The sequence below is a fragment of the Mycobacterium sp. NGS66 genome (genome assembly GCF_059812225.1).
Genome location: NZ_JCALCG010000010.1, coordinates 109,766 through 134,036 on the forward strand (window position 1 = coordinate 109,766; position 24,271 = coordinate 134,036).

Sequence of the window (24,271 nt, forward strand, 5' to 3'; positions counted from 1 at the left end):
CCTTTCGCCGATCCCGATAGTCAGAACCGCATGATCCAGCCGCCGTCGACCGAGATCGTCTGGCCGTTGATCCAGTCGCCCGCCGGGGAGCACAGCAGAAGCATCGTTCCGACCAGATCCGCCGGAGGCCCCGAGGTTTTGCCGGGGATCTGTGCGCCGAGGATGTCGCGGACCGGCGAGTCCTTCGGCAGGCTCGCATAGCCACTTTCGTTGTCGACGAGTCCGGGCGCGATGCCGTTGACGTTGATGCCCAGTGATCCGAGCTCACTGGCCAGATTGCAGGTCAGGCCGTGCAGCGCGTACTTCGACACGCCGTAGATCCCGCCGGGCATGAACGCACCCGCGGACAGGCCGTTCACGATGCGACCGCCACCGCGACCGGCCATCGACTCGACAACTGCTTGGGTGCAGAGCAGCGGACCGCGCAGGTTCACATTGAGCACCCGATCCCAGTCCGGCACCGGCATTTTCGACAACCCGTACGGCGGCAGGTCGGTCATGATTGCGGCGTTGTTGATCAGGATGTCGATGCCGCCGAACGCCGCGATCGCCGCCGACGCCATCTGAGCGGCCGACTCGGCCGAGGTGACGTCGAGGTGCACCGCGATGGCCGGGAAGTCCTTGCTCACCAACTCTTCGGCGGTGCGCCGCGCTGCTTCGAAGTTGATGTCGGCGATCACGACCGAAGCGCCGACTTCGCACAGCGCCTGGGCGTAGACCTCACCGATGCCACCGGCGCCGCCGGTTACGACGGCGACCTTGCCGGTCAGGTCGAAAAGCTGCTTCACATCCATCCGAGCATTACTAAGACACTTGACCCATGAAGTCAAGTGTCTTATTAATAAGTAATTCGTCTTAACCCCGGGATGCAGAGGCCCACCATGATCATTGACCGACGCGTTCCCGTCGTGCACCTGCACATCGGAGGCGAGGCACGCCCGAGCGGCTCGGGCGGCGTGCACCAGCACGTGTTTCCGGCGACCGGGGAGATTCAGGGACCGGTGCCATTGGCCGGCCCGGACGACGTCGACCACGCCGTGCAGGCCGCGCACACCGCCTACCGGAAGTGGCGTGCCTGGCGGCCGGCGGAGCGCGCTCGCGTGCTTCGCCGGCTCGGTGAACTGATGGAGCGCGACGCCGCCGAGCTCGCACGGTTGTCGGTGCTCGACAACGGGATGACGGCAGGTATGAGCCAGTCCCTCGTCGGCGTCATGGCGAATTGGACGTCGTACTACGCAGGTTGGGCCGACAAGATCGAGGGGCGGGTCACGTCTTTCCCGGCCAACCAGCGTGAACTGGCCTACTCGATGCCCGAGCCCTACGGCGTCGTCGGGATCATCCTTACCTGGAACGGCCCCGTCGTCTCGATCGGCATGAAGCTGATCCCGGCGCTCGCAGCCGGGAACACGGTCGTGATGAAGCCGTCGGAGCTGACGCCCTACGCGACTGAGCACTTGATGGGTCTGGTCAAAGAAGCGGGAATCCCCGACGGCGTCGTGAACCTCGTCCTGGGCGGGCCCGACACGGGAGCGGCGCTAGTCCGCCATCCGCTCGTCGAGAAGGTCAGCTTCACTGGCGGACCAGCAACGGCGCGCAAAATCCTTGCGGCATGCGCCGAGTCGCTCAAACCGGCGGTGCTCGAGCTCGGCGGCAAATCCGCCAACGTGCTCTTCCCGGATGCCGATCTGGACATGGCCGTTGCCGTCAATGCCTTCAGCGTCCTCGGCACGCTGGCCGGGCAAGGTTGTGCGATCCCGTCCCGCATGATCGTGCACACCGACATCTACGACGACGTTGTGGAGCGAGTCCTGGCAACAGTCGCGGGCATGCGGTGCGGTGATCCGTTTGACCCGGCGACCGCCATCAGCCCGGTCGTGACCCGGGAGGCGCAACAACGCATCCTGGCCATGATCGAGCGAGCGCAAAACGATGGGGCGAAACTGTTGACCGGAGGCAGCGCTCCTCAATACCTGTCGAGGGGCTTCTATGTGGAACCGACGGTGCTCGGCGATGTCGACCCAGGCTCCGAGCTCGGTCAGATCGAGGTGTTCGGCCCGGTGCTCTCGCTCATGCGCTTCGATAGCGAAGAGCAGGCGATCGAGACGGCGAACTCGACGGAGTACGGACTCGCCGCTTACGTGTACACCAAAGACATCGATCGGGTGCACCGGATGGTGACCGCGCTTAGAGCAGGCGGGGTGTACGTGAACGGAGCCAGCCCCGTCGTCGGCTGCGAGCTCGCGTTCGGCGGTGTCGGCATCTCGGGCTTCGGTCGCGAAGGCGGCCAGGAGGGTTTGTTCGAGTTCCTGCGCACCAAAGCGGTTGGCATCGCATGACTTTGCCGCTTCGCCTCGACGGCGCAGTCGCCGTGCTGACCGGCGCGGGCAGTGGCATCGGCCGGGCGTCTGCCTTGGCTTTCGCAGACCGCGGCGCGTTCGTCGTCGTCAGCGATCTGTCCGAAGCGCGGGTCAGTGAGGTCGTCGAGCAGATCACCGCGCTTGGCCGACCGGCGATCGGGCTTCCCGTCGACGTCACCGTCGAAGCGGACCTCGAGCAGCTCCGCGAGGCTGCACTCGAGCGGTTCGGCCGGATCGACCTGGTGATGAACAACGTCGGCGTGCTCGCGATCGGCGCGCCTGAGACGCTGCCTGACGACGCGTGGGTCCGCACGCTCGACGTCAACTTGTTCAGCGTCGCGCGCAGCAACCGGGTGTTCCTCCCCGGGTTGATCGCTCAGGGCAGCGGCCATGTGGTCAACACCGCTTCCGCTTCGGGGCTGCTGAGCTACGGGTTCGACCGGCTTCCCTACGTCGCGTCGAAACACGCGATCGTCGGGATATCTGAGGCGCTGGCAACCTATCTCGGGCCGAAGGGTGTGGGTGTGACGTGCCTGTGCCCGTCCGGCGTGATCACCAACATCCTGGAAGGCATCACCGTATACGGCGACACGCCCGCAACACCGCGCGCTCCGGCGCACCCGATCGTCAGCGCAGAGGAGGTCGGACGGATGACCGCCGAAGCGGTCGAAGCGGGGCGATTCCTAGTGGTCACCGCGCCCGAGGTGCACGACGCCCTGCTGGAACGCGCCAAGGACATCGAGGCGTACATCCAGGCGAGCATCAAGGCGAATTCGTGACGGCGCTCCGAGTGGGATTCGTCGGTCTCGGATCTCAAGGCGGGCCGATGGCGCGCAGGATTATCGAGGATGGATTCCCGACAACGTTGTGGGCGCGCCGGCCCGAGTCCATGCAGCAGTTCGACGGTACCGGCGCCGCCTACGCAGCGGATCGCCGGTCGCTCGGGGCTGCCTCAGATGTGTTGTGCCTCTGCGTAATTGGGGACGACGACGTCGACGAGGTGCTGCGTGGCGACGAAGGAGCGCTTGCGGGGATGGCGCCGGGTGGGATCGTCGTCATTCACAGCACCGTTCGTCCGGCTACCTGCCGTCGACTGCAGGCCGACTTCACCGACCTGCATTTCGTCGACGCCCCGGTCTCCGGGGGCGGCCACATGGCCGCGGCCAAACAGCTATTGGTGATGGTGGGCGGCGACGACGAAGTGGTCGAGCGGTGCCGGCCCATTTTGAACGCGTTCGCCAACCCGCTTGTCCACCTCGGCGGTTTGGGCGCCGGACAAACAGCGAAACTGCTGAACAACGCGCTGTTCGCCGCGCATCTCGGGTTGGCTGCCAGCACGTTCACCGTCGCCGCCAACCTCCGCGTGGACCTCGACGCGCTGAGCGAGGTGCTGTCGACCGGCAGCGGCCGCAGCTACGCGGCGCAGGTGATAGCCAACTCGGGACACAGCCTTTCGGCGATGGCGGACCTGGCCGGGCCGCTGCTGGTCAAGGACGTCGGCATCCTCGAAGAGTTGGTCGGGTGCGAGTGCCCCGAGCTGCTTCAGGTGGCCCGGGCCACCATCACGGCGATGCGTCTCGACGATACGGAGGAAGCCGGTGCGCAATGATCTGATGCCGGCCACGGCACTGCAGTTGCTGTTGGCGGCTGAACGGTTGTTCGCCGAGCATGGCCTTGCGGGCGTCTCCCTGCGGCAAATATCGACCGAGGCGGGCTCGTCCAACAATTCAGCGATCCAATACCACTTCGGCAGCAAAGACGACCTGCTCCACGCGATCTTCGCCTACCGGCTCGGCGACTTGACGCAACGCCGCGCCTTGCTGAGAGCTCGCGCCAACCCCGATGACCTTCGCGCCCAGCTGGAGGCACATGTCCTGCCGCTGATCGAGTTGGCGGAATCGCCCGATAGCTCATATGTTTCGTTCATCGAGCAGCTGCAGCGCGCAGGCGCTGTCGACGTTTTCCTGCATCAGGCAGCCGCGATGAAGTCCCAGGAAGAGTTCACGTCCCGGATGCAGCAGCTACTACTGCACATCCCAGAACCGGCGCGGTCGATGCGGATCCAGCAGGCCCAGGACCTCGCCGTCCACCTCGCCGCCGAGCGGGAGCGCGCAATCCGCCGCGACGACGCGGTTATTCCGTTCGCTCTCTTCGTCAGCGGCGTGGTGGACGGCCTCGCGGGCTTTCTCGAGGCACCAGCCTCCGTGGAAACCCAGCAGCTGATTTCGCGCGACAGCTGAGCGCCCTTTCGCGAATTACCGGGTGTGCCCGGCCGCTTGGTCCGAAGCGAACAACGCATTGCCCGTCAGGCTACGAATCGTTTGCATTTCGTTGTCCCGGTAGGGCCGTCCGTCTGGTTGCAGCAGGTCGTGGAACCACACTTTCGGGGGCGTGGTGTACGGGTGATCCCAGGAATCCCACGGCAGATATGTCTGGGTTTTCCCGGCTACGAAGCCCCAATTGATCGCACCGACGTTGCGTCGCTTGGCAATTGGCAGAATGCCTTCGACTGTGCTGCCCTGGGACCGGGCCATGTACTCGGTGCACAGGATCGGCCGCCCCAACGGGGCTAGCTCGTCGATCCGGCTCTCGAACTCGGCCGGCGCGGCATAGCTGTGGAAGGTGATCACGTCGGAGTTTTCCAGCTGAATGCTGGCGATTGCGCTGCGGCGGCCCGGATCTCCCCAGGTGCCGTCCCATACGCCGCTGGTCAATGGTTGGCCTGGATCGACCGAACGGGCCCACTGGAATACCTGCGGCAGCAGCTCCTGGACCCGCTCCAGCTTGTCGGCCCGCTCCACCTTGCGATACACCCGCGCCGGATTGTCCGGCTCATTCCACAAATCCCAACCCAGCACCCGATTGTCGTTGCGGAATTGGCTCAACACGCCCGTCACGTAGTCACGCATGACGGCGATGTAGCCGCGGTCACCGAGGCGTTCGGCGCCCGGGCTCTGCACCCAGCCCGAGTTGTGCACGCCAGGTGTCGGCGCACGCTGAGCCCCCGACTTGGGCAACGGATCCCAGCAGGAATCGAACAGGACGAAGAGCGGCCTGATGTTGTGGCGCGCCGCGATCGAGACGAACTGGGCAAGACGCAGCTGGAAGCGTTGACGATCCTGCGCCCACAGCTGATCGTGCAGGAAAACTCGCATGGTGTTGAACCCGTGCGCCCGGGCGAGGCCCAACTCGGCATCGATGCGCCGAGGGTCATAGGTGCCCGGTTGAAACATCTCCAGCTGATTGATGGCGTTGGAAGTGATGTAGTTGGCGCCGACAAGCCAGCCTTGCGCTTGATACCAGCGATTGATCCGATCCGTCGACCATCGGCTCGCCTCCGCCGAGGCGCGGGGCGTCTGTGCCAGCGCCATGCCAACGGCCAGTAGCAGCGGCAGTTTCAGGGCCGTTCGACGGTGCACGAAGCGACGATAGTGTTGCCCGGCGGGCATGCTGGATTCGCAATCCCTCGGAAGGAGAATTGTTATCTCGTTGTCACTCAGCAGTATTCACTGCGTTGGGACAAGTGGGGCTTCGACACGCGGAAGCGCGTCGCAGTGGATTCGCAAGCTGGAACGACAGTGGGCCGCCGCGCAGTTGGGCTACGGCGGTGCGACTACGCCGAGGCCGGCCATGGCAGCCAACAGAACACAACCCATTCGGAACCCCCAACCCCTGTCCGGCATCCCTTTAATGCCGCTTCTGACAACCGGTTTGGTGAGATTACGGCAGTCCGTGCACGCCCGGGCCGGAATCGGGAAAGTTGGTGCTTCGGCCGGGAAACTGTTACGGGATCGTGATTTTCAGGCTGCCGCTGCTCGCCGCGCCCGCGGTTGGCGACGTTGGGCTGGTGGTCCTCGGCTTCCGCGTGCGCTTCGTTGTCGTCGTCGGGTTGGACGTGCTGGTGGTCGGGACGACGGATGTCTGTGGGGTAGCGGGGCCAGACTCGCGCGAAGTGATGGCCCAAACTGCCACACCGATCAGAACGAGGATTGTCGCCGCGATTATCAGCAACACGACTGGCTTGCGATACCACGGTCGTCGAATTGACGGCTGCGCGACTGGCGCGTCGTGACCGGAGGGCACCGGGGGGCCGCCGGGCGGTGACGGCGCGGCCGCCGGGCCCCCGCCGGACGGGCCCGCCACGGGCGTGGCGCCAGCGCGGGCGGCGGCCTCTCGGGCCGCGGCGGCGGCCTCTTGGCTTGAAGCACCCGCCAATGCCGCACGCAGAGCCGCATCGGCGGCGGCGTGGACCTGGGCCGCGTCGCCGCTGAATTGCTGGCGCGCCCATTCTTCCCACTGAGCACGCTTCGCACTCAGCTCGGCATTAGCGCCTTGAGCATCGGTCATGTTCACCCCGTACAGATCGCCTATTACCGGACGCTTGGCGCTTTACATGATCGCATTAGCTATAGGGCCGCTGCTGCTGCTGCGGCTGTTGGGGTGCGCCGCCGTAACCCAGCTGCGAGGCGGTATAGCGGGCGCCGTCGGTAACCGGGCTGGCCTGCACCGCGGTCCCGTAGGCACAGATCTCGGTCCACACTTCGCCGATCTCGGTGGTGTCGAAGCGCATTGCGACGATCGCGTTTCCGCCTTTCGTGCGGGCTTCGGCGATCAGCCGGTTCATCGCCTCGTTGCGGCTCTCGGCCAGGTTCTTGGTCATGCCCTGCAGCTCACCGCCGAACATCGATTTGAAACTGGCACCCATCTGCGAGAAGGCGTTTCGCGATCGCACAGTGAGCCCGAAAACTTCGCCGCACACCCGTTGGATCTCCCAACCGGGAATGTCGTTCGTGGTGACAACGAGCACCGGAGGACCTTTCTGCCGAGATGAAATGGGCCAGTTCCCGCTGCAGGGTACCGCCGCATGGTTTCAGCGCAGCCACGTGTGGCGTTCACACGCTACTCCGCTCAGCGGGAGGTGGAGTAACGACGGGTGATGGCCGCGACTAGCGTCGGTGTGAGATTCCCCCAAGCCAGGTCGAGGAGGTCGGGTGAGGTCAGCGGGCCACGAAATCCAGGACGCCGACCTTGACTTCGACGACCTGACGTCACCCAAGCTGACCGACATCCAACGTCAGATTCTGCAGTACACCGAAACCAAACAGGTCGACTTCGACATCGACACAATGCTGGCCGAGGCCGTTGCGCAGGCTGGCGCCGACGATCTGGATGACACCGACGGCTTCGGTGACCGTCTGAGCACACACGTGGCCGCGATCGAAGCCGACGACGGGCTGACCCAGCTGGCGCGCTCGTCGTTGCGCCAACGGGTGGTTCGACTGCTGCGGAACCGGTTGTCGTTGACCGACCTCGTCAAGCGGTACCCCGAAATCGAGTCCATCCCGATCGAGCGGCCCATTGTCGTGGTCGGCATGCCGCGGTCGGGCACCACACATCTGGTGAATCTCGTTGCGGCCGACCCGCGACGGCGCGCGCTGCCCTACTGGGAGAGCCAAGAACCGATACCCGCACCCGGTCAGGGCCCCGACATCTTCGGCATCGACCCACGCTACGCGCGGGCCAAAGCCGAACACGACGCGCTGATGGCCAGTGCACCGGCGGTGGCTGCCATGCACGACCGGTTTCCCGAGGCGATCGAGGAGGAAGTCGAACTCCTCGACCTGGATTTGGCCGGTTACGTCCTGGAATGGCATGCCCGAGTACCCGGCTGGCGTGACTACTATCTGCGACTGGACCAGACCCGGCACTACCGCTACATGCGAAAAGTGTTGCAGGCCTTGACGTTCCTGCGCGGGCCACGGACCTGGGTGCTCAAGAGCCCGCAACACTGTGAGCAGCTCGGCCCGCTGATGGCAACCTTTCCCGACGCGACCGTGGCGTTCACCCACCGCGATCCTGTCGCGGTGATCCAGTCGGCGATCACCATGATGGCCTATTCCGACCGGCTGCGTCGCACCAGCATCGACCCGGGCTGGCTGCTGGACTACTGGACCGACCGAGTGTATCGCCTGCTGAGCGCGTGTGTCCGGGACCGCGACCTGGTTCCGGCGGCGCGCAGCATCGACATCAGCTTCCATCGCCTCAACGGCAACGAAATGCCGTTGCTGGAAGAGCTTTACCGGCGCGCCGGAGTCGAATTGACACCGCAGGTGCGCGGACGGTTCCAGCAATATCTCGACGACAACCCGCGCGGCAAACACGGCCGCATCCGCTACCAGTTGCAACGGCACTTCGGCGTCTCCGCCGACGAACTCCGCGAGCGATTCGGCTTTTACTTCGATCGGTTTGACGTCCGTGCCGAATGAAGGAGATCCCAGCGATGTTCGAACCGATCTATCGCACCCGTCCCGGCGCCGACGCTATTCGCCCCGCCTCCGCCGACCGGGCACAGCAGCTCGCTGCGGGGCTGTGGTGCTCACCGGGTCTGTCGAACACCTACCTGCTGACCACCAGCGACGGACGGGTGATCGTGAATACCGGGATGGGCTTCGAGGGTCCGGTACATCGCGCCAACTTCGACGCCGTCGACTCATCGCCGGTGCGTTACATCATCTTCACCCAAGGCCACGTCGACCACGTCGGCGGCTTGGACAGCGTCCGCGATCCGGACACAACTGTTGTCGCACAGGCGAACTGGACGCTGTGGCGCGACGACAACGAGCGCCTCATGCCGTATCGGGCCAGCCGCAGCGCGTTTGCCTTCAAGGACACGCTGGCGGCCGGCATCCAGGCCATCCAACGACGGCTCGGCACCAAGCGCCTGCCCGGCCAGAGCATCCCGACGGTGGATCTCGACTTCGAGGACACGCTCACCGTCGAGCTGGGCGGTCGACGGCTGGAGCTGATCTCGGTGCCCGGCGGGGAGACCACCGACTCGCTGGTGGTGTGGTTACCCGAAGAGCGAATTTGTCTGTGTGGCAACGTGTTCGGTCCGGTGTTCGGGCACATCCCCAACCTGGTCACCATGCGCGGTGACCGCTACCGCGACGCGCTGACGGCCGTCGCATCCGTGGAGCGGGTGCGCAATCTGCAGCCCGAGCTGCTGGTGACTGGTCATTTCGAGCCCATTGCGGGAGCCGATCGCATCGATGCCGAGCTGACCCGGCTGCGCGACGCGCTCCAGTACATCCACGATCAGACCGTCGCCGGGATGAACGCCGGAAAGGACGTGCTGACCCTGATGCGCGAGATCACCCTGCCTGCCGAATACGAAGTGGGCCAAGGCTACGGCAAGGTCTCCTGGGATGTGCGTGCCGTCTGGGAGAACTACTCGGGGTGGTTCCATCACCGGTCGACGACCGAGCTCTACCCGGTCGGTTTCGACGCCGTCAGCGCCGATGTGGTCGAACTGGCCGGCGCTGATGCACTGGTGGATCGGGCGCGGGCCCACCTCGATGCCGGTCGTCCGCTGCAGGCCATCTATCTCGCCGAGCTGCTTCCGAAAGAGCACCCGGGCGCGCGCGAGGTACTGCGCGCCGCCCACGAAAAGTTGCTGGCCGATAGCACGAATTTCTGGGAAAGCGCTTGGCTCACACAGCAGATAGCGAGGAACGCATGACACTACGCTCCCAGGATCTCTACCACACCGGCATCGTGGTCCCAGACCTCGAGGCTGCGATGGCGCGCTTCACCGCGCTGGCCGGATACCGATGGATCACGCCGCTGTCCTATACGCTTGCGTTTCGCACGGTGGCCGCCGGGACACACGAATTCACTTCGACAATCGTCTATTCGGTGGATAGCCCACACATCGAACTCATCGAAGAGGTGCCGGGAAGTCCTTGGGTGGCCGCGCCAGGCAACTCGGTTCATCACCTCGGCTACTTCACCGACAGCCTGGTCGACGCCGCCCGAGCGCTGGAGGACAACGGCTTCACCTTCGAAGCCACCGCCGCCGTATCGGACTCTGAGCTCGCGCTATTCGCGTATTTCGTCGACTCATTCGGTACCCGCATCGAGATCGTCGACCGCGCGCTGTTTCCCGACTGGCCCGCCTTCCTGCAATCTCAGATGGGCTAGGCAGATATGCCGATAACCGTGCTGCGCTTCAACTTCGGCTCGCCACAAGGGAATCCGCGCAAGCAGAGCGAGCTGATCAATGCGGCCCTCGAACTCGCGCAGTGGGGCGAGTCCCGCGGCATCACGTCGGTGAGTGTCGACGAGCACCACGCCACCGGGCATGGATGGAGCTGCAACCCGATCATGGCCGCCGCGATGTTCCTGGCCCGCACCACACGGTTGGTTGCAAGCGTCGATTGTGCGTTGGGGCCGCTGTGGAATCCGGTCCGGCTGGCCGAAGACATCGCACTCGTCGACAACATGAGCCGCGGCAGGTTGCTCACCACGGTCGGGCTGGGATATCGGCCGGTCGAATACGACGAGCTCGGAATGGATTTCAGCCAGCGCGGCAAGCTGATGGACAACCTGGTCGAGCGGATGCTGTCGGTGTGGGCCGATGCGGGAGTGTGTACCGGTACCTGGACGCGACCGCATCCGCCGCTGTTCGTCGGTGGCGGTTCGCGGGCCACGGCGCGTCGGGCCGCGCGGTTCGGGTTGCCGCTCAGCCTGGCCGACCACCTACCCGATATCGCCGCCTACTATCACGAGCTGTGTGCCGAGGCCGGTCGCAAAGCCGTCGTCATCATGCCCGGTGCAACCAACCGCGGAATGATCTATCTGCACGAAGATCCCGACCGGGCCTGGGCAGAGCTCGGTGAGCACATCCTCTGGGAGGCAGTCACTTACGGCGGATGGTCCAGCGACGAGCGATCCTTGATGCATCTGCCCGGCGTGCAAACGCTGGAGCAAGTCAAGGCTTCCGGACGATACCGATTCCTCACACCCGATCAGCTCATCGCCGAAGTCCGCGAGGTCGACGACTATGGGCCGATCGTGCTGCATCCGTTGGTCGGTGGCATGCCGGTCGACGAAGCGTGGAAGTCGGTGCAGCTTTTGGCGGACGTGGTGTTGCCGGCGCTGACGTGATTGTTCGCGAAAATGCAAGTAGCGACGGCGCTTCTCGGGAAACGTGTTGCTAGTTGCACTCTCGCGGAGGACCGCATTACGCGACGGACCGAATCGCCAGCGCCACGGTGAGCCCGAGGATCGTCTGCGGATCGTTCAACCGATCGCCGTAGAGTTCGCGCAGCTGGCCCATGCGGTAGCGAACCGTCTGTGCATGCACGTAGAGGTCGGCCGCGACGGCATCGCGCCGGCCCCGGTGCAGCAGCCAGGACCGCAATGTCTCGGCCAGCCGCTCTGCGGTGCTGGGCCGCAGTCCCGCCAGCGGCGCCAGCATCTGCCGACGCAAATCCAACGCCGCTTCCCGGTCCGCGGTCAGCACCAGATCGACGAGGTGTTCATCGGTGTCGACTACCTCTTCGTCATCGCCGATCCCCAATTCACGCGCACGCAGCGCCCGCCGATACGACGACTCGACCTCCATCCACGGGCGCGCGGGTCCCAGCACCGCGCCGCGCCCCTGCAACGCCGATCGCAGCGGCCCACGGTCGCGGTCGTCCACGTCGGGGACCAACAGCGCCGCCAACGACTCCGACGGCTCAATTCCGGGTAGATCCTCGGTGAGCAACAATGTCGATCGGCCGAAACGTGTTGCCAGTCCGCGGGTTTGATCGTCGGCGAGCAGTACGGCGGTCAATGTGTCCGGAGGCTGCCAACCCGCCCTTTCGGCGCTGAACTGCAGCATTTCCGCCGGCTCGCCGACGAGCAACTGTCTGGCGAGTCGTTCCAAATAGCGTTGGCGCACCAATCCGGTGGTCGCCAGTTCATCCGCGTGTCCCGCGAGGCTGGACGCCGACAGTTCGTCGATGAACGCGAACACCATCTCGGCGAATCGGGCCACCGTCTCGGCCGGCATCTTGGCGGCGACCGCGGTCTCGGACAGTTCCCGCCAAGCGACCCGGCCGCCGACGCGGTAGGCGGATAGCAGCGCGTCCATGGACCGGCCCTGGCGCGCTTCGCCCCGCCCGAGTTCGTAGGCCCCATCCAGGGCAGGGGTCAAGGTTGCGGCCGGATCCGAACCGTGCGCACTCACCGCCAAGTGCAGAAAGGCGCCGAGTGCCGTTTGTACGGCGTTCTCGATGACCTGGCCCATCCGTCCGCTGAACGCATCGGCGTAGCTGGGTACTTCGAGTGTCACCGCGGTCACCGTGCGCTCGGCCATCCTCGGTAGCACCGCCTGCAGGGCGGCGACCACCTCCTCGGCCAGGTCGAGGCCGGTGAAGCGCAATGCCGGTTCCGACATAATTGTCTCCTGCGAACAAATTGAGGCCCGGCTTTCACGCCCCACAACCAAACAATTTATCTGAAATTTAGCCAGAATTGAGGAATGACGACGACGACAGCGCCGCGCCAGACGATTGTCGGCGCGCTGCGTGAACGCGTCGTTCAGTTCGCGGAACGGCTGACCACTCCGCTGGTGCCGTCCGACTACCTCGACATCATCGACCCGCTGCGCTCTCGTGGAGCCCTGCGTGGGCGGATCATCGCCGTCAGCTCCGAAACCCGTGACGCGGTCACCGTGCTGATCAAGACCGGCCGCGGCTGGCGCACCCATGTTCCCGGCCAGTACGTCCGCATCGGCATCGATGTCGACGGCGTCCGCCAGTGGCGGGCGTACTCGCTGACCTCGGAAACCGGCCGACGCGACGGCTGCATCGCGATCACTGTGAAGGCGATCCCGGACGGCGTCGTCAGCAACCACCTGGTCCGAAAGGCCACCACCGGAACTCTGGTCCAGCTCGACCAGGCCACGGGTGAATTCACCCTCGGTGCCCGACCACCCGCCAAAATCCTGTTTCTCACCGCGGGCAGTGGCATCACCCCGGTCATGGGCATGCTGCGCAACCTGCCAGATCTAGACATCGACATCGTCGTCGTGCACTGCGCCCCGACCGCCTCCGACGTGATCTTCGGTGACGAGCTGCGCACGCTGGCTCGCCAGGGCCGAATCCGGCTGGTGGAGAGGCACACTGACGTCGAGGGAATGCTCGACGTCACGCGGCTGGGCGACATCGTCGACGACATCGCCGACCGTCAGACCTGGGCGTGCGGGCCGGTCGGGTTGCTCGACGCGATCGAGCGCCGGTGGGCGGCCATCGGGCGCGCCGACCAGCTGCACACCGAGCGATTCCGCCCGTCCGTGCGGGTGACCGGCGACGGCGGAACCGTGACCTTCACCAAGACCGGGACCGTCGTCGCCGCCGAAAACTCGCAGACTCTGCTCAATGCCGGCGAAACCGCCGGCGTATTGATGCCGTCGGGTTGCCGAATGGGCATCTGCTTCGGCTGTGTCGCACCGCTGCGCCAGGGTGCCGTTCGCGACCTGCGCACCGGCGACGTCACCACCGCCGCCGAAGGCGACGGCATCCAAATCCAGACCTGCATCTCCGCGGCCGCCAGCGACTGCGACATCGATCTTTGAACCTCGAAGGAGACGACCCAAAGTGACTGCTATACAACGCAAACACGACGATCCGACGGCGCACCTGAGCGACCAGGACATTGAGGACATCGGCGTAGAACTCGATGCCATCCGGGCCGAGGTGATCGCCAGCCGCGGTGAGCGCGACGCCGCGTACATCCGCAAGGTCATCGACGGCCACCGCAAACTCGAATTGACAAGCCGCGCACTGCTTCTGTTTTCGCTGTTCCCGCCCGCGTGGATCTTGGGCACCGCTGGATTGTCGGTCTCCAAGATCGTCGAGAACATGGAGCTCGGCCACAATGTCATGCACGGTCAATGGGATTGGATGCGCGATCCCAAAATCCACTCGACCACCTGGGAGTGGGACATCGCCGTCCCGTCGGAAATGTGGAAACACTCACACAACGAACTGCACCACTTCTACACCAACGTGGTGGGCAAGGACCAAGACCTCGGCTTCCGCATCCTGCGCGTCGACGAGGATCAGCCCTGGAATCCGTTCTATTTGATTCAGCCGCTGACCAACTTCGCCAATGCGTGCATCTTTCAGTACGGAATCGCCATCTATGACTTGGAAATCGACGCTTATCTGAAGGGTGAGGCCGATAAGGACGTGTTCGGGCGTCAGGTCAAGGAAGTGCTCGCCAAAATCGGAAGGCAAGTGCGCAAAGACTATGTGCTGCACCCGTTGCTGTCCGGTCCGGCGGCGCTCACCACTTTTGCTGCCAATTTCACGGCCAACCTAGTACGCAACCTGTGGACCCACTCGGTGATCATGTGCGGGCATTTTCCCGAGGGCGTCCAGACGTTCGAGAAAACTTCCATCGTCGATGAGACGCGGGGCCAGTGGTATCTGCGGCAGATGCTCGGCTCGGCCAACATCAGCGGCAGCCCGCTGATGCACTTCATGACCGGTAACCTGTCGTACCAGATCGAGCACCACCTCTACCCCGATCTGCCCAGCAATCGCTACCAGGAGATAGCGCCGAAAGTGCAGGACCTCTTCGAGCGTTACGGACTCACCTACACCAGTGGTCCCTTGTTGAAACAGGTTGGCTCGGCATGGAAGAAGATTTTTCGGCTCTCCCTGCCCAACGACTTCGCCCGCAAGGCGACCACCGCACTTTCTCCGGCAACGGTCGCGCGTGCTGTCCTTGGTAAGCCGAGTGCTTGGGCGGCAGCGGCATAACCGGCGCTCCAACAGTATCGCTTCAAAGATCGCGTCTGCAGCGCAATACTGGATGAGTGGTTGATCGCAACGTGCTGGGTGGCCCGCTGGAACCTTGCGGTACCGACCCGCTCACCGGCTTTTACCGCGATGGCTGCTGCTCGAGCGGACCCGAGGATATCGGTAGGCACACGATCTGCGTGGTGGTAACGGCCGAGTTCCTGGAGCATCAGCGTTCCATCGGCAACGACCTGCTGACCCCGGTGCCCGAGTACCGCTTTCCCGGACTGCTGCCGGGCGACCGTTGGTGCGTCACCGCCTTGAACTGGCTGCGGGCCCATAACGACGGCTGCGCCGCGCCAGTGGTATTGGCGTCCACCAACCAACGCACCCTCGAGGTGGTGCCCCTCGAGGCGCTGCTGGAGCACAAGGTCGACGTCCCCGACGATCTCGCTAATCTGTAGGCACTTCGGTCGAGTACAGCCAGGCATCCCACAACGTCCGCAGCGATTCGGCGGCGTAATTGGCGGCCAGGCCGGTGAAGTCGTCGGTGACGACGGTGGAATGACGATACCGCGTGGTCCAATCCTTCAGCAGGGCAAAGAATTTCTCGTCGCCCAGCCGTCCGCGCAGCGCGTGCAGTGCCAAGGCGCCGCGCTTGTACACGCGGTCGTCGAACATCCGACGCGGCCCGGGGTCGGTCAGCAGCAAGTCCTGGGTCTTCTCCGCCAACTGTTCGTGGTAGCGCCGCGCCAGCGTGTCAGTGCTTGGGCCGCCGCTGTTTTCGGACCACAGCCATTCGGCATAGCACGCGAATCCCTCATGCAGCCAGATGTCGCGCCAGCGCCGCGCGGTCACCGAGTTGCCGAACCACTGGTGGGCCAGCTCATGCGCGATCAGTCGCTCGCTGTCGCCGGTGCCGTCGCAATGGTTGGCGCCGAATATCGAAATACCTTGCGCTTCAAGGGGTATCTCCAAGGGATCGTCGGTGACGACCACGGTGTAACCGTTCGCCAGCGGATACGGCCCGAACAACTCGATGAACAGCTCGGCCATCTGCGCCTGGCGGGCGAAGTCATGCTCGAAGTCGCGACGAAGTCGCTCGGGCAACACCGCCTTGATCGGCACCGGCGCAGAGGCCAGCCGCGCCGTGGCGTAGACGCCGATCTGCAGGGTGGCCAGGTAAGTCGAGGTCGGCTCCGGTTGTTCGTAAACCCACACCGTCTGCGAGGCGCGGACCCGCCGCGACACCAACTTGCCGTTGGCCACCACCCGATACCGGCTCTCGGCGCTGACCTGAATGCGGTAGGCGGCCTTGGCCCCCGGATGGTCGTTGCACGGGAACCAGGTCGGCGCGCCGTTGGGCTGCCCGGCCACCAACACGCCATCGGTCAGCTCCTCGAAACCGACGTCACCCCAAAGCGACCGGGTCGGCCGGGGAGAGCCGTGGTAGTGCACGACGAGTGAGAGGGCCGTTCCGGTCGACACCTTCGCGGCCAGCCGGATGCGCAATTTGCCGTCGCGACAAGAGAAGTGCTCGGCCCGGCTGCCGTTGACCCACACCTTCGACACCGACAAGGCATCGGCCAGGTCGAGGCTCAGCTGTTGCAGCTCGATCAGCGTCACCGCGGTGATCGTCGCCGATCCTTTGAGCCGGTTGATGCCGACCTTGTATTCCAAGTCCAATTCGTAGCGCGACACCTGGTAGCCGGGATCGCCGTTGTTCGGCAGGTACTCGTCGATCACCGGCCGGGGCGGCTTACCGTTGGCCTTCACGCCGCGGTATCCCGCACGCCTTCGCGCGGCGGCCTGCGGGCCCCCTTCTTGCGCGGCGGGTTCCACGGCCTGATCGGGTTGCCCTGCCAGCGGGTCGACGGAGGGACCTCGTCGCCGCGCACCACCAGTGACGCCGGACCCACGGTCGCGCCGGAGCCCACCCGGGCCGCGGGCAGCGCGACGCAATGCGGGCCCAGGGTCGCGCCGGGTTCCAGCACGACCGTGTCCATGCGCATGATCCGGTCGTGGAACAAGTGGGTCTGGACCACGCAGCCGCGGTTGACGGTGCAGCCGTCGCCCAGCGTGACGAGGTCGGCCTCAGGCAGCCAATAGCTTTCGCACCACGTACCGCGTCCGACGCGAGCACCGAGCGCGCGCAGCCACAGGTTCAGCACCGGCGTCCCGCTGGCCGCCCGGGCAAACCATGGCGCGGCGACGGTCTCGACGAACGTATCGGCGACCTCGTTGCGCCAGACGAACGATGACCATAGCGGAAATTCCCCAGCCCGAATATGGCCCACCACAAGCCATTTCGCCGCCACCGTGATGACGCCCGCGGTCGCGCCCGCCGCCAGCAGCACCACACCGCCACATCCAGCAGCCCACCACATGCCGAAAAGCCTTGCTATTGCTTGTAATACACCAAGCACTGCCAAGCCGATCGTAACCGTCGCGAAGACCGCCAGCACCCGGCAGACCTCTACCCCGGCGCGCATCACCTTCAACCGCGTCGGCGGGTCGTACGTCGTTTGCTCGTCCGCCTCGGCCGGTCGCCGGCGTAACCGCATCGGCGGGCTGCCCAGCCAGGACGACCCGCGCTTGGCCTTGGGCGGCGTCGCCGAGAGCACCGCGACCAGCCCCTCGTCGGGAACGCGTCGGCCCGGCTGGGTGATGCCTGAGTTGCCCAGGAATGCGCGCCTGCCCACGGTCGTCTTGGCGGCGTAGATCCACCCCCCGCCAAGCTCATAGGACGCGACCATGGTGTCGTCGGCCAGGAAAGCGCCGTCCTCGATCACGGTGAACTTGGGAATCAGCAACACCGTGGAGATCTCGGTGCCGCGGCCCACTTTCGCGCCGAGCAGCCGCAGCCAGCTTGGCGTCAGCATGCTCGCGTACAGCGGAAACAGGTAGTTGCGCGCGCCGTCCATCAGTCGCTCGGTGGCCCACAGCTGCCAGCCGGCTCGGCTGCGCACCGGGTGGTAGCCCTCGCGCAACCCGATCGACAACAGCCGCACCCCGACGACCGTCAGAACCGCATATGTCGCCAGTGCGGCACCTGCTGCGACGGGTGTCCACAGCAACGCCGGCCAAATCGCCTCCGACAGGCGGCGGGTGTGCTGGACAGCCGCCGCGATCACCGCCAAGCCGCTCACCACCGCCACCAGCGGCAGCGCAGCGAGCAGCGGCGACGTCACCCCGTACACGGCGACCCAGCGGCTTCTGCGGGCCGGACGTTCGTCCGGCCAGGGGTGGTGGGCCTTGCCCGATTTGACCGCCGGCGAACCCTTCCAGTACTGGCCGTTCTTGATCTTGTCGACCACGCCCGAACCCGGTGCCACGTCGGCGTTCTTGCCGACCACCGCGCCGGGCAGCAGCGTGGTCCGCGCGGCGATCGTCGCGTCGTCGCCGATCGTGATTCTGCCGATGTGGAACACGTCGCCGTCGATCCAATGCCCGCTCAGATCCACCTCGGGCTCGACGGCGCTGCGGTGGCCCAGCGTCAGCAAACCCGTGACGGGCGGCATCGAATGCAGATCGACGCCCTTGCCGATATTGGCGCCCAACGCACGGGCGTAGTACACCAGCCACGGGGCGCCGGCCAGATTCTCGGCGCCGCTGGCCTCGGCTAGCCGCTCGGCGAACCACACCCGCAGATGCACCCAGCCGCCGCGGGGATAGCTGCCCGGCTGGACATTCCACAGCAGCATGCGGGCGAACAGCACGGCGATACCCATCCGGCCCATCGGCGTCACGAACACCAACAGCCCGGCCGCGACCACGCCCCAGTTCACCGGCACGGTCCACGGCACCAGATGCAAAGCGCGCGCGACGTCGTTGCCCAGCGCCAACCACGTCACCCACTGCAGCGCCGCCAGCGAAGCCAGCGGAACCCCGGCCACGCACTGGATCAGCTGGGTCAGTCGGGGTGTCGGTCGCACCACCCGTTCGGCGGTGCGCGGCGGCGGTTCCAGCTCGTCGAGGAATGCGGCGAGGGAGCCGAGCCGCGGATGGTCGTACAGGTCGGCGACGGTGATCTGCGGATATTCGTGGCGCAGCGTGGCGACCAGCTGGGCGGCGGCCAGCGATCCGCCGCCGAGCGCGAAGAAATCGGCCTCCGCACCAGGAACTGGGGTGCCCAGCAGGTCCTGCCACAGCCTGGCCAGCCGGCCCGCCGAGCCGCTCAAACCATGGTCTTCCGCGTCGCTGCCGCCCGGTGGTGGCCAGGGCAGCGCATCCCGGTCCACCTTGCCCGACGTGCGAGTCGGCAGCTCCTCGATTCGGACCAAGCGGGGCACCAACGCGGCGGGCAGGTGCTCGGCGAGCTGCTTGCGGGCCCGGTCAAGATCGAACGACGGATCCGCGCTGACCAGATACCCGACCAGCATGGGCGTCCCGGCATTTTGGCGCACCGCGGCTGCGGCGCCGCTCACCCCGGGCAGGTTGACCAGTGCGGAGTCGACTTCACCGAGCTCGATGCGACGGCCACCCACCTTGACCTGGTCGTCGCTGCGGCCGCAGAAATACAGCCCGTCGCGTTCCAGTCGCACCAGATCACCGCTGCGGTAGGCGCGCGGCCAGTCCAGCGTCGGCATCGGCGCGTACTTCTCGGCGTCCTTGTCCTTGTCCAGGTAGCGGGCCAGCCCGACGCCGCCGATGACCAGCTCGCCGACCTCGCCATAGTCGACCGGCCATCCGTCCGGGTCGACGACGGCGAGGTTCCAGCCCGGCAATGGCAACCCGATGCTGATCGGCCCGCGACCGTCGAGCCTGGCCGCGCACGCCACCACAGTCGCCTCGGTGGGGCCGTAGGTGTTCCACACCTCGCGCCCCTCGACCGCGAGCCGCTCGGCAAGTTCCGGCGGGCATGCCTCGCCGCCAAAGATCAACAGCCGCACCGCTTCCAGCGCCTCGGCCGGCCACAGCGATGCCAATGCCGGCACCGTCGACACCACGGTCACGTCACGGGTGACCAGCCACGGTCCCAGGTCCACGCCGCTGCGCACCAGCGATCGAGGCGCGGGCACCAGGCATGCGCCGTGCCGCCAGGCCAGCCACATCTCCTCGCAGGACGCGTCGAAAGCCACTGACAATCCGGCCAGTACCCGATCGCCGGGCCCAATCGGGTTGTGCTGCAGAAACATTCGCGCTTCGGCGTCGACGAACGCGGCGGCGCTGCGGTGCGTGACGGCCACGCCCTTCGGCGTGCCGGTGGACCCGGACGTGAAGATGATCCAGGCGTCGTCTCGGGCCAGTGGCGCTACCGCGCGCCAGCCCCGCGACGAGCCCGGGCCCCTCATCAGCCCGCCCTCGGTGATGACCGCGACGACGTTGGCCTCAGCGAACACCAATTCCGCGCGTTCGTCGGGGTCGTCGGCGTCGACCGGCACGTAGGCCGCCCCGGTGGCCAGCGTCGCCAGGATCGCGACGTACAGCGCATAGGTTCCCGACGGCATCCGGATGCCGATCCGATCGCCGCGACCGATACCCCGCGCGGCCAACCAGACCACGCTGTCCTCGATATCGCTGATCAGCTCGCTGTAGGTGAGTTGCACGATGCCGTCGTCGATGGCCGCGGCGTCGGGGTAGCGTGCGGCGGTTTCGTGGAGGATGTCGATGAGTGTGCGTGGACTCGGCGCGTCGGGCGCCAAGAGGTATTGCGCTGGTATCTGCGCCACCAGACGAAAATACTCAAGTCGCGGCGTTTCGACCGTCAGGCACGGCTGACTCTGCATCCTGGGCGCAAAACTTCGAGTAGCCCGCGCCCTCAGCGCAAAGCCAACGCCAGGCTAGGACGCCAATGCGGTCAGGTCCGGTCGTCCGCCCAGGCGCTGCACCGTGGAACTGGCGGCCGCGGCGGCCCGCTTACCCGCTTGCTGAGGGCCCGCGCCGTCACGCAGGGCCGCGATAAGGCCGGCCACGAACGCATCACCGGCACCGGTTGGATCTACCACCTCCACGTCCGAGAATTCGAACAGCTCACTGCCCCCATTCCAGACGAGTAGGTCGCCTTCATCGGGAACGGCGAGCGCGACCAGCTTCGGCCCGCACTTCAACAAGTGGTTTGCCAGCTTGGTCGCCTGCTCCAGCGTGGTGACCTCTTTGCCGGCGAGAAGCGCGGCCTCGGTGGCGTCGGCCCGGATCGCGTCCACCGCAGCAAGCAGCTCGTCTTGGATACCGGGCGGCGGCGCACCGTCGGCGACCACGCGCAGGCCGCGCCGCTGTGCCCGCTGCGCTGCGGCCAGCGCTGTCGCCCCGGGCTGCTGCAACTGAATCGACACCGTATCCGCGGTGTCCAGCAACGACGACGCCTGATCGAGGTCGGCCACCTGCACCAACGAGGCTTCCGGCACGTGCTCCAACAGCAGCCGCTTGGGTGGCTCGCCGACGATGTCGATCAGCAGGGCCGTCGTGCCCCGGCGCACGACGCCGCCGATGTCGATGCCGTCGTCCTCCGCTTGTTGCAGCACCATGTTTCCGGCGAAGTCGTCGCCGACCACGCCGATCAGCGCGACCGGTACCCCGAGCTGGGCAAGACCCACCGCTTGATTGGCGCCCTTGCCGCCGAGCAGCTCTTTGCGCTGCAGCACCGTGGTGGACTCACTTGCCGCGGGTGGCCCGTCGGTGCGCAAGACCAAGTCGCGCCCGATCTGGCCGATCACCACAACACTCATGGGGCTACTGTTGCCCGTTTTGACCGGGTGTATTCCCATGTGGGCTACCGTGGCCGCATCCAGTGGGCGGCCGAGACGGGAGTCCGATGCCATACGTCGAATCCGCTCGTCGAACAAGATTGGGCGGCAGAGGAATTCACCCGAGGCTGCTACGGCGGCCGACTCGGAGCCGGTGCGTTGACGCAATACGGCAAGGCGCTGGCCGCTCCGGTCGGCCGCATTCACTGGGCCGGAGCGGAGACGGCTCAGGTGTGGAGCGGCTACATGGACGGCGCGATCACGTCTGGGCGTCGTGCCGCCGACGAAATCCTTGCGGCTGTGTGACGATGCGGGCTTGCCCCCCGAGGCATCTAGCTGGTGACCGACATCGTCATACTGCAGGCGCGCTACCCCTATTGACGGCGGGAGTGTTTATCTCCGTCGACAACGGGCAGGCGACAGACATGTCAGTGACAGCATTCAAGGATCTGCCGTTGGCCGACCGCCGCCGCAAGTGGGACGGCGCCGCAGCGGAAAAACGCGTGCGCAAGTGGGCCGGCGCCCAGGAAGCGCCGAATCAGAAATATCGGGGCGCCCACGTGTGGTACGACTCCGCCAACAAGTCCAACTTCACCGCACACAAGCTGCTCATCGCCGACGTGATCGGCGGCGAGCTGAAAGTGGTACCGCGCGGGGTGATGATCGCCGGCGCGATTATGAACGGCGCTCGTGGCGGCATCGACTTGCCCAAGGCCGACATCCCCCGGGTCAAGAGCCACCTTGCCAAGTACTACAAAAAGATGGATGAAGCCCCGCCGTGGGAGCGCGACTGACTTGCCATCCCGCGCCGAGTCTGCGCTGACGCCTTCGAGTCTGCCTCCATGGCGTCATTTCACACAAAAACCACGCCATAGGCGCAGGATCGACGGTCTCAGCTCCAATGCGAGCTTTTGACGGCGTCGAGCGCGTCGGTGACGTAGCGGTGCAGCGGCCGCGGATGAGCGGTGGATTGGCGCACCCACCGCTGGAACGCGAAATCTGCTGCAGCGAAGGTAAGTTGGACCAGCAGCCCAGGACGCAGGTCGACGTCGGCGTCGACGCCCATGCGTTCGGCGACCAGCTTGGTCGCCCGCTCCTTGTCGGCGACGGTGTGCATGGACAGTTTGTCGAGCAGGCCGGGTGCCACCAGCAGCGCTGCCCGCCACTCCTCGGTGTCGGATTCGTCGAAGGACCGGGTCCGGGTAGTCATGGCGTTGATCAATGCGACATCGGGGGATTCACCGGCCGGTCGCCGCTCGAGCAGTGCCACGACTTCCGCGCCGCCGTGGCGCACCGGTGCGAGTAGCAATTCCTCCTTCGACGGCACATGCCGGAATAGGGTGCGCGGCGAAACCCCTGCGGCAGCGGCAATTTCGTCCGTCGTCACCCCGTCGTAGCCGCGCTCGGCGAACAGTCGGTAGGCCGCGCGCCGGATGTCGGCGCGGATCTGTGCGCGCTGGCGGTCTCGCAGGGACTCTCCGGTCACGGCGTTGCTGCTAGGTGGGAAGCCGGGCGTCCCGCGAACAACGGCAGGTCGAGATAGGTCTTGATACCGGGCTCGGCGGCGCACACGTAGGGGATGGCGTTGACGCAGTGGTTGGCGGTCGCGACGACTCCCGGATTGCGTTGCAGCCCTTCGGCAATCGTCGGCGGTTGCAGGCCCTTGAAGGTGAGGCTCACATCCGGGTCGCCGGTGATCTCGATTTCGAAGCGCTCGCCTTGCCCGCCGAAGTTCCAGCCGGGGTCCAGGTTCTCTTCACCCGTCAGCCAGTTGACCGCCGCCGTGATGACCGGCTTCTCGTCGACCAGGGCCTGCCAACGGAACCGGCGGGCGGCCACGGTGCCGGCGGTGATCGGGAACGGGTCGTAGTCGATGTCGGCGGTCGCCACTGCGATCTCCTGAGTCGTCCGGATATTCGGGTCGACACGAAAACCCATGCGGTCGGCGATCATTCGGACCGACATCTTGAATCCTGCTTCGAGCAGGCCGGCCATCGGCCCTTGCACGGCGGCCTCGGGGGTACCGCCGAAGCCCATGATGTGGCGCACGACGTCCGGAGCGTTGTAGGTGCGGATGTCGGAGAACTCCTCGGCACGCACGTGGGTGACCGCCGACGACAGCGAGGACACCATCAGCGGGAATCGCTCCGTGATGCCGCCGGGGTGGATGCCCGACCCGTGCAGCGTAACCCCGCCTTCGAGTGCGGCCTCGGCGAGCGCTTTGACCGCGGGGTTGCTCAGGTCGGGGTATACCCAGCCGACTGGGGTCACCACGTTCTTGCCGGACCGCAAAATCGCAATGACCTCTTGGTCTTTCGGGATCAACGGGCTGTACATGACGCAGTCCGCGTCGAGCGCCAGCACGTCGTCGATGCTCGAGGTTGCGGTGACGCCCAGTTCGGCGGTGCCGAGAATTTCGCCGACGTCGCGACCGTTCTTGTCCGCGCTGTGCACCCAGCAGCCGGCCAGTTCGAGCAGCGGGTGGTTCTGTACGCACTCGATGGCGGCCTTCCCGACGCCACCGGTCGCCCATTGGATGACGCGAAGCTTGGACGGGTTACTCATCGATGACCTCCTAGGTGGGCGCGATGCGGGCGCACGGTGGGCGCGAGGTGGGCGCGAGGTGGGCGCGAGCAGACGCAAAATCCCCCAT

At 65.9% G+C, this 24,271-nt stretch carries 23 protein-coding genes; 13 read left to right on the forward strand and 10 right to left on the reverse strand.

From position 1 onward, the window contains the following. Window positions 1-20: 20 nt before the first annotated feature. Window positions 21-794 (reverse strand): SDR family oxidoreductase, encoded by a 774-nt coding sequence (locus AC5Y2L_RS18525; protein WP_499938928.1) that lies wholly within the window; start codon window positions 792-794, stop codon window positions 21-23. 87 nt (window positions 795-881) lie between these two features. Here AC5Y2L_RS18525 and AC5Y2L_RS18530 point away from each other — a divergent pair, with 87 nt between their 5' ends. From AC5Y2L_RS18530 to AC5Y2L_RS18545, 4 genes are read left to right on the forward strand one after another with little or no spacing between them, the layout of a single operon-like run. Beyond that, window positions 882-2,336, forward strand: coding sequence for an aldehyde dehydrogenase family protein (locus AC5Y2L_RS18530; protein ID WP_499938929.1), 1,455 nt, complete (start codon window positions 882-884; stop codon window positions 2,334-2,336). Next, window positions 2,333-3,136 (forward strand): SDR family oxidoreductase, encoded by an 804-nt coding sequence (locus tag AC5Y2L_RS18535; protein WP_499938930.1) that lies wholly within the window; start codon window positions 2,333-2,335, stop codon window positions 3,134-3,136. The genes AC5Y2L_RS18530 and AC5Y2L_RS18535 overlap by 4 nt, the downstream gene beginning before the upstream one ends. Then, window positions 3,133-3,966, forward strand: coding sequence for an NAD(P)-dependent oxidoreductase (locus tag AC5Y2L_RS18540; RefSeq protein WP_499938932.1), 834 nt, complete (start codon window positions 3,133-3,135; stop codon window positions 3,964-3,966). The genes AC5Y2L_RS18535 and AC5Y2L_RS18540 overlap by 4 nt, the downstream gene beginning before the upstream one ends. After that, entirely contained in the window at window positions 3,956-4,597 is a 642-nt protein-coding gene (locus AC5Y2L_RS18545) for a TetR/AcrR family transcriptional regulator (RefSeq protein WP_499938933.1), read from the forward strand. The genes AC5Y2L_RS18540 and AC5Y2L_RS18545 overlap by 11 nt, the downstream gene beginning before the upstream one ends. A gap of 15 nt (window positions 4,598-4,612) precedes the next feature. Here the strand turns inward: AC5Y2L_RS18545 and AC5Y2L_RS18550 are convergent, their stop codons facing one another. From AC5Y2L_RS18550 to AC5Y2L_RS18560, 3 genes are all read right to left on the reverse strand, one after another. Continuing rightward, window positions 4,613-5,776 carry a glycoside hydrolase 5 family protein gene (locus AC5Y2L_RS18550; protein WP_499938935.1) on the reverse strand — a complete coding sequence of 388 codons (1,164 nt, stop codon included), beginning with the start codon at window positions 5,774-5,776 and terminating at the stop codon, window positions 4,613-4,615. Window positions 5,777-6,140: 364 nt separating this feature from the next. Then, complete coding sequence (locus AC5Y2L_RS18555; protein WP_499938936.1) at window positions 6,141-6,704, reverse strand: hypothetical protein; 564 nt, start codon at window positions 6,702-6,704, stop codon at window positions 6,141-6,143. Window positions 6,705-6,759: 55 nt separating this feature from the next. Then, a complete protein-coding gene (locus AC5Y2L_RS18560; protein WP_499938938.1) occupies window positions 6,760-7,164 on the reverse strand; it encodes a YbjQ family protein in 405 nt (134 codons plus the stop codon). A gap of 184 nt (window positions 7,165-7,348) precedes the next feature. Between AC5Y2L_RS18560 and AC5Y2L_RS18565 the strand changes: the two genes are divergently transcribed. From AC5Y2L_RS18565 to AC5Y2L_RS18580, 4 genes are read left to right on the forward strand one after another with little or no spacing between them, the layout of a single operon-like run. After that, complete coding sequence (locus AC5Y2L_RS18565; RefSeq protein WP_499938939.1) at window positions 7,349-8,623, forward strand: sulfotransferase family protein; 1,275 nt, start codon at window positions 7,349-7,351, stop codon at window positions 8,621-8,623. Window positions 8,624-8,637: 14 nt separating this feature from the next. Then, entirely contained in the window at window positions 8,638-9,876 is a 1,239-nt protein-coding gene (locus AC5Y2L_RS18570) for an MBL fold metallo-hydrolase (RefSeq protein ID WP_499938941.1), read from the forward strand. Continuing rightward, complete coding sequence (locus AC5Y2L_RS18575) at window positions 9,873-10,337, forward strand: VOC family protein (RefSeq protein WP_499938943.1); 465 nt, start codon at window positions 9,873-9,875, stop codon at window positions 10,335-10,337. Before AC5Y2L_RS18570 ends, AC5Y2L_RS18575 begins: the two co-directional genes overlap by 4 nt. Before the next feature lie 6 nt (window positions 10,338-10,343). After that, window positions 10,344-11,303, forward strand: coding sequence for an LLM class flavin-dependent oxidoreductase (locus AC5Y2L_RS18580; protein WP_499938945.1), 960 nt, complete (start codon window positions 10,344-10,346; stop codon window positions 11,301-11,303). A 76-nt stretch (window positions 11,304-11,379) separates the two neighbouring features. Here the strand turns inward: AC5Y2L_RS18580 and AC5Y2L_RS18585 are convergent, their stop codons facing one another. Next, a complete protein-coding gene (locus AC5Y2L_RS18585; RefSeq protein WP_499938947.1) occupies window positions 11,380-12,582 on the reverse strand; it encodes a PucR family transcriptional regulator in 1,203 nt (400 codons plus the stop codon). Between the two features lie 84 nt (window positions 12,583-12,666). On the opposite strand from AC5Y2L_RS18585, the gene AC5Y2L_RS18590 reads away from it, so the two are divergent. From AC5Y2L_RS18590 to AC5Y2L_RS18600, 3 genes are read left to right on the forward strand one after another with little or no spacing between them, the layout of a single operon-like run. After that, window positions 12,667-13,761, forward strand: coding sequence for a ferredoxin reductase (locus AC5Y2L_RS18590; protein ID WP_499938948.1), 1,095 nt, complete (start codon window positions 12,667-12,669; stop codon window positions 13,759-13,761). A 22-nt stretch (window positions 13,762-13,783) separates the two neighbouring features. Continuing rightward, complete coding sequence (locus AC5Y2L_RS18595) at window positions 13,784-14,953, forward strand: fatty acid desaturase family protein (RefSeq protein WP_499938950.1); 1,170 nt, start codon at window positions 13,784-13,786, stop codon at window positions 14,951-14,953. Window positions 14,954-15,009: 56 nt separating this feature from the next. Further along, on the forward strand, window positions 15,010-15,396 hold the full coding sequence (locus AC5Y2L_RS18600; protein WP_499938951.1) for a DUF2237 family protein: 387 nt from the start codon (window positions 15,010-15,012) through the stop codon (window positions 15,394-15,396). On the opposite strand, the gene AC5Y2L_RS18605 is transcribed toward AC5Y2L_RS18600, so the two are convergent. From AC5Y2L_RS18605 to AC5Y2L_RS18615, 3 genes are all read right to left on the reverse strand, one after another. Further along, window positions 15,386-16,708 carry a M1 family metallopeptidase gene (locus tag AC5Y2L_RS18605; protein WP_499938952.1) on the reverse strand — a complete coding sequence of 441 codons (1,323 nt, stop codon included), beginning with the start codon at window positions 16,706-16,708 and terminating at the stop codon, window positions 15,386-15,388. The two genes, AC5Y2L_RS18600 and AC5Y2L_RS18605, sit on opposite strands and share 11 nt — an antisense overlap. Continuing rightward, entirely contained in the window at window positions 16,705-20,604 is a 3,900-nt protein-coding gene (locus AC5Y2L_RS18610; protein WP_499938953.1) for a Pls/PosA family non-ribosomal peptide synthetase, read from the reverse strand. The genes AC5Y2L_RS18605 and AC5Y2L_RS18610 overlap by 4 nt, the downstream gene beginning before the upstream one ends. A gap of 111 nt (window positions 20,605-20,715) precedes the next feature. Continuing rightward, complete coding sequence (locus AC5Y2L_RS18615) at window positions 20,716-21,600, reverse strand: PfkB family carbohydrate kinase (protein WP_499938954.1); 885 nt, start codon at window positions 21,598-21,600, stop codon at window positions 20,716-20,718. A 57-nt stretch (window positions 21,601-21,657) separates the two neighbouring features. Between AC5Y2L_RS18615 and AC5Y2L_RS18620 the strand changes: the two genes are divergently transcribed. Both AC5Y2L_RS18620 and AC5Y2L_RS18625 read left to right on the forward strand, forming a co-directional pair. Next, window positions 21,658-21,924, forward strand: a complete 267-nt coding sequence (locus AC5Y2L_RS18620; protein WP_499938967.1) for an FAD-dependent oxidoreductase — start codon at window positions 21,658-21,660, stop codon at window positions 21,922-21,924. Between the two features lie 119 nt (window positions 21,925-22,043). After that, window positions 22,044-22,412: a hypothetical protein gene (locus tag AC5Y2L_RS18625; RefSeq protein ID WP_499944294.1), complete on the forward strand. Its 369-nt coding sequence runs from the start codon at window positions 22,044-22,046 to the stop codon at window positions 22,410-22,412. Window positions 22,413-22,510: 98 nt separating this feature from the next. Here AC5Y2L_RS18625 and AC5Y2L_RS18630 read toward each other — a convergent pair whose 3' ends face one another. Both AC5Y2L_RS18630 and AC5Y2L_RS18635 read right to left on the reverse strand, forming a co-directional pair. Next, entirely contained in the window at window positions 22,511-23,104 is a 594-nt protein-coding gene (locus tag AC5Y2L_RS18630; RefSeq protein ID WP_499939316.1) for a TetR/AcrR family transcriptional regulator, read from the reverse strand. After that, window positions 23,101-24,183: an NAD(P)H-dependent amine dehydrogenase family protein gene (locus tag AC5Y2L_RS18635; RefSeq protein WP_499939314.1), complete on the reverse strand. Its 1,083-nt coding sequence runs from the start codon at window positions 24,181-24,183 to the stop codon at window positions 23,101-23,103. Before AC5Y2L_RS18635 ends, AC5Y2L_RS18630 begins: the two co-directional genes overlap by 4 nt. Window positions 24,184-24,271: the final 88 nt, after the last annotated feature.

Excerpts from the sequence above, each read along its gene's own strand:
- AC5Y2L_RS18525 (WP_499938928.1), bottom strand. The coding sequence starts at position 794 with ATGGATGTGAAGCAGCTTTTCGACCTGACCGGCAAGGTCGCCGTCGTA.
- AC5Y2L_RS18580 (WP_499938945.1), top strand. The coding sequence starts at position 10,344 with ATGCCGATAACCGTGCTGCGCTTCAACTTCGGCTCGCCACAAGGGAAT.
- AC5Y2L_RS18615 (WP_499938954.1), bottom strand. The coding sequence starts at position 21,600 with ATGAGTGTTGTGGTGATCGGCCAGATCGGGCGCGACTTGGTCTTGCGC.
- AC5Y2L_RS18585 (WP_499938947.1), bottom strand. The coding sequence starts at position 12,582 with ATGTCGGAACCGGCATTGCGCTTCACCGGCCTCGACCTGGCCGAGGAG.
- AC5Y2L_RS18555 (WP_499938936.1), bottom strand. The coding sequence starts at position 6,704 with ATGACCGATGCTCAAGGCGCTAATGCCGAGCTGAGTGCGAAGCGTGCT.
- AC5Y2L_RS18535 (WP_499938930.1), top strand. The coding sequence starts at position 2,333 with ATGACTTTGCCGCTTCGCCTCGACGGCGCAGTCGCCGTGCTGACCGGC.
- AC5Y2L_RS18590 (WP_499938948.1), top strand. The coding sequence starts at position 12,667 with ATGACGACGACGACAGCGCCGCGCCAGACGATTGTCGGCGCGCTGCGT.
- AC5Y2L_RS18635 (WP_499939314.1), bottom strand. The coding sequence starts at position 24,183 with ATGAGTAACCCGTCCAAGCTTCGCGTCATCCAATGGGCGACCGGTGGC.
- AC5Y2L_RS18570 (WP_499938941.1), top strand. The coding sequence starts at position 8,638 with ATGTTCGAACCGATCTATCGCACCCGTCCCGGCGCCGACGCTATTCGC.
- AC5Y2L_RS18575 (WP_499938943.1), top strand. The coding sequence starts at position 9,873 with ATGACACTACGCTCCCAGGATCTCTACCACACCGGCATCGTGGTCCCA.
- AC5Y2L_RS18625 (WP_499944294.1), top strand. The coding sequence starts at position 22,044 with ATGTCAGTGACAGCATTCAAGGATCTGCCGTTGGCCGACCGCCGCCGC.
- AC5Y2L_RS18530 (WP_499938929.1), top strand. The coding sequence starts at position 882 with ATGATCATTGACCGACGCGTTCCCGTCGTGCACCTGCACATCGGAGGC.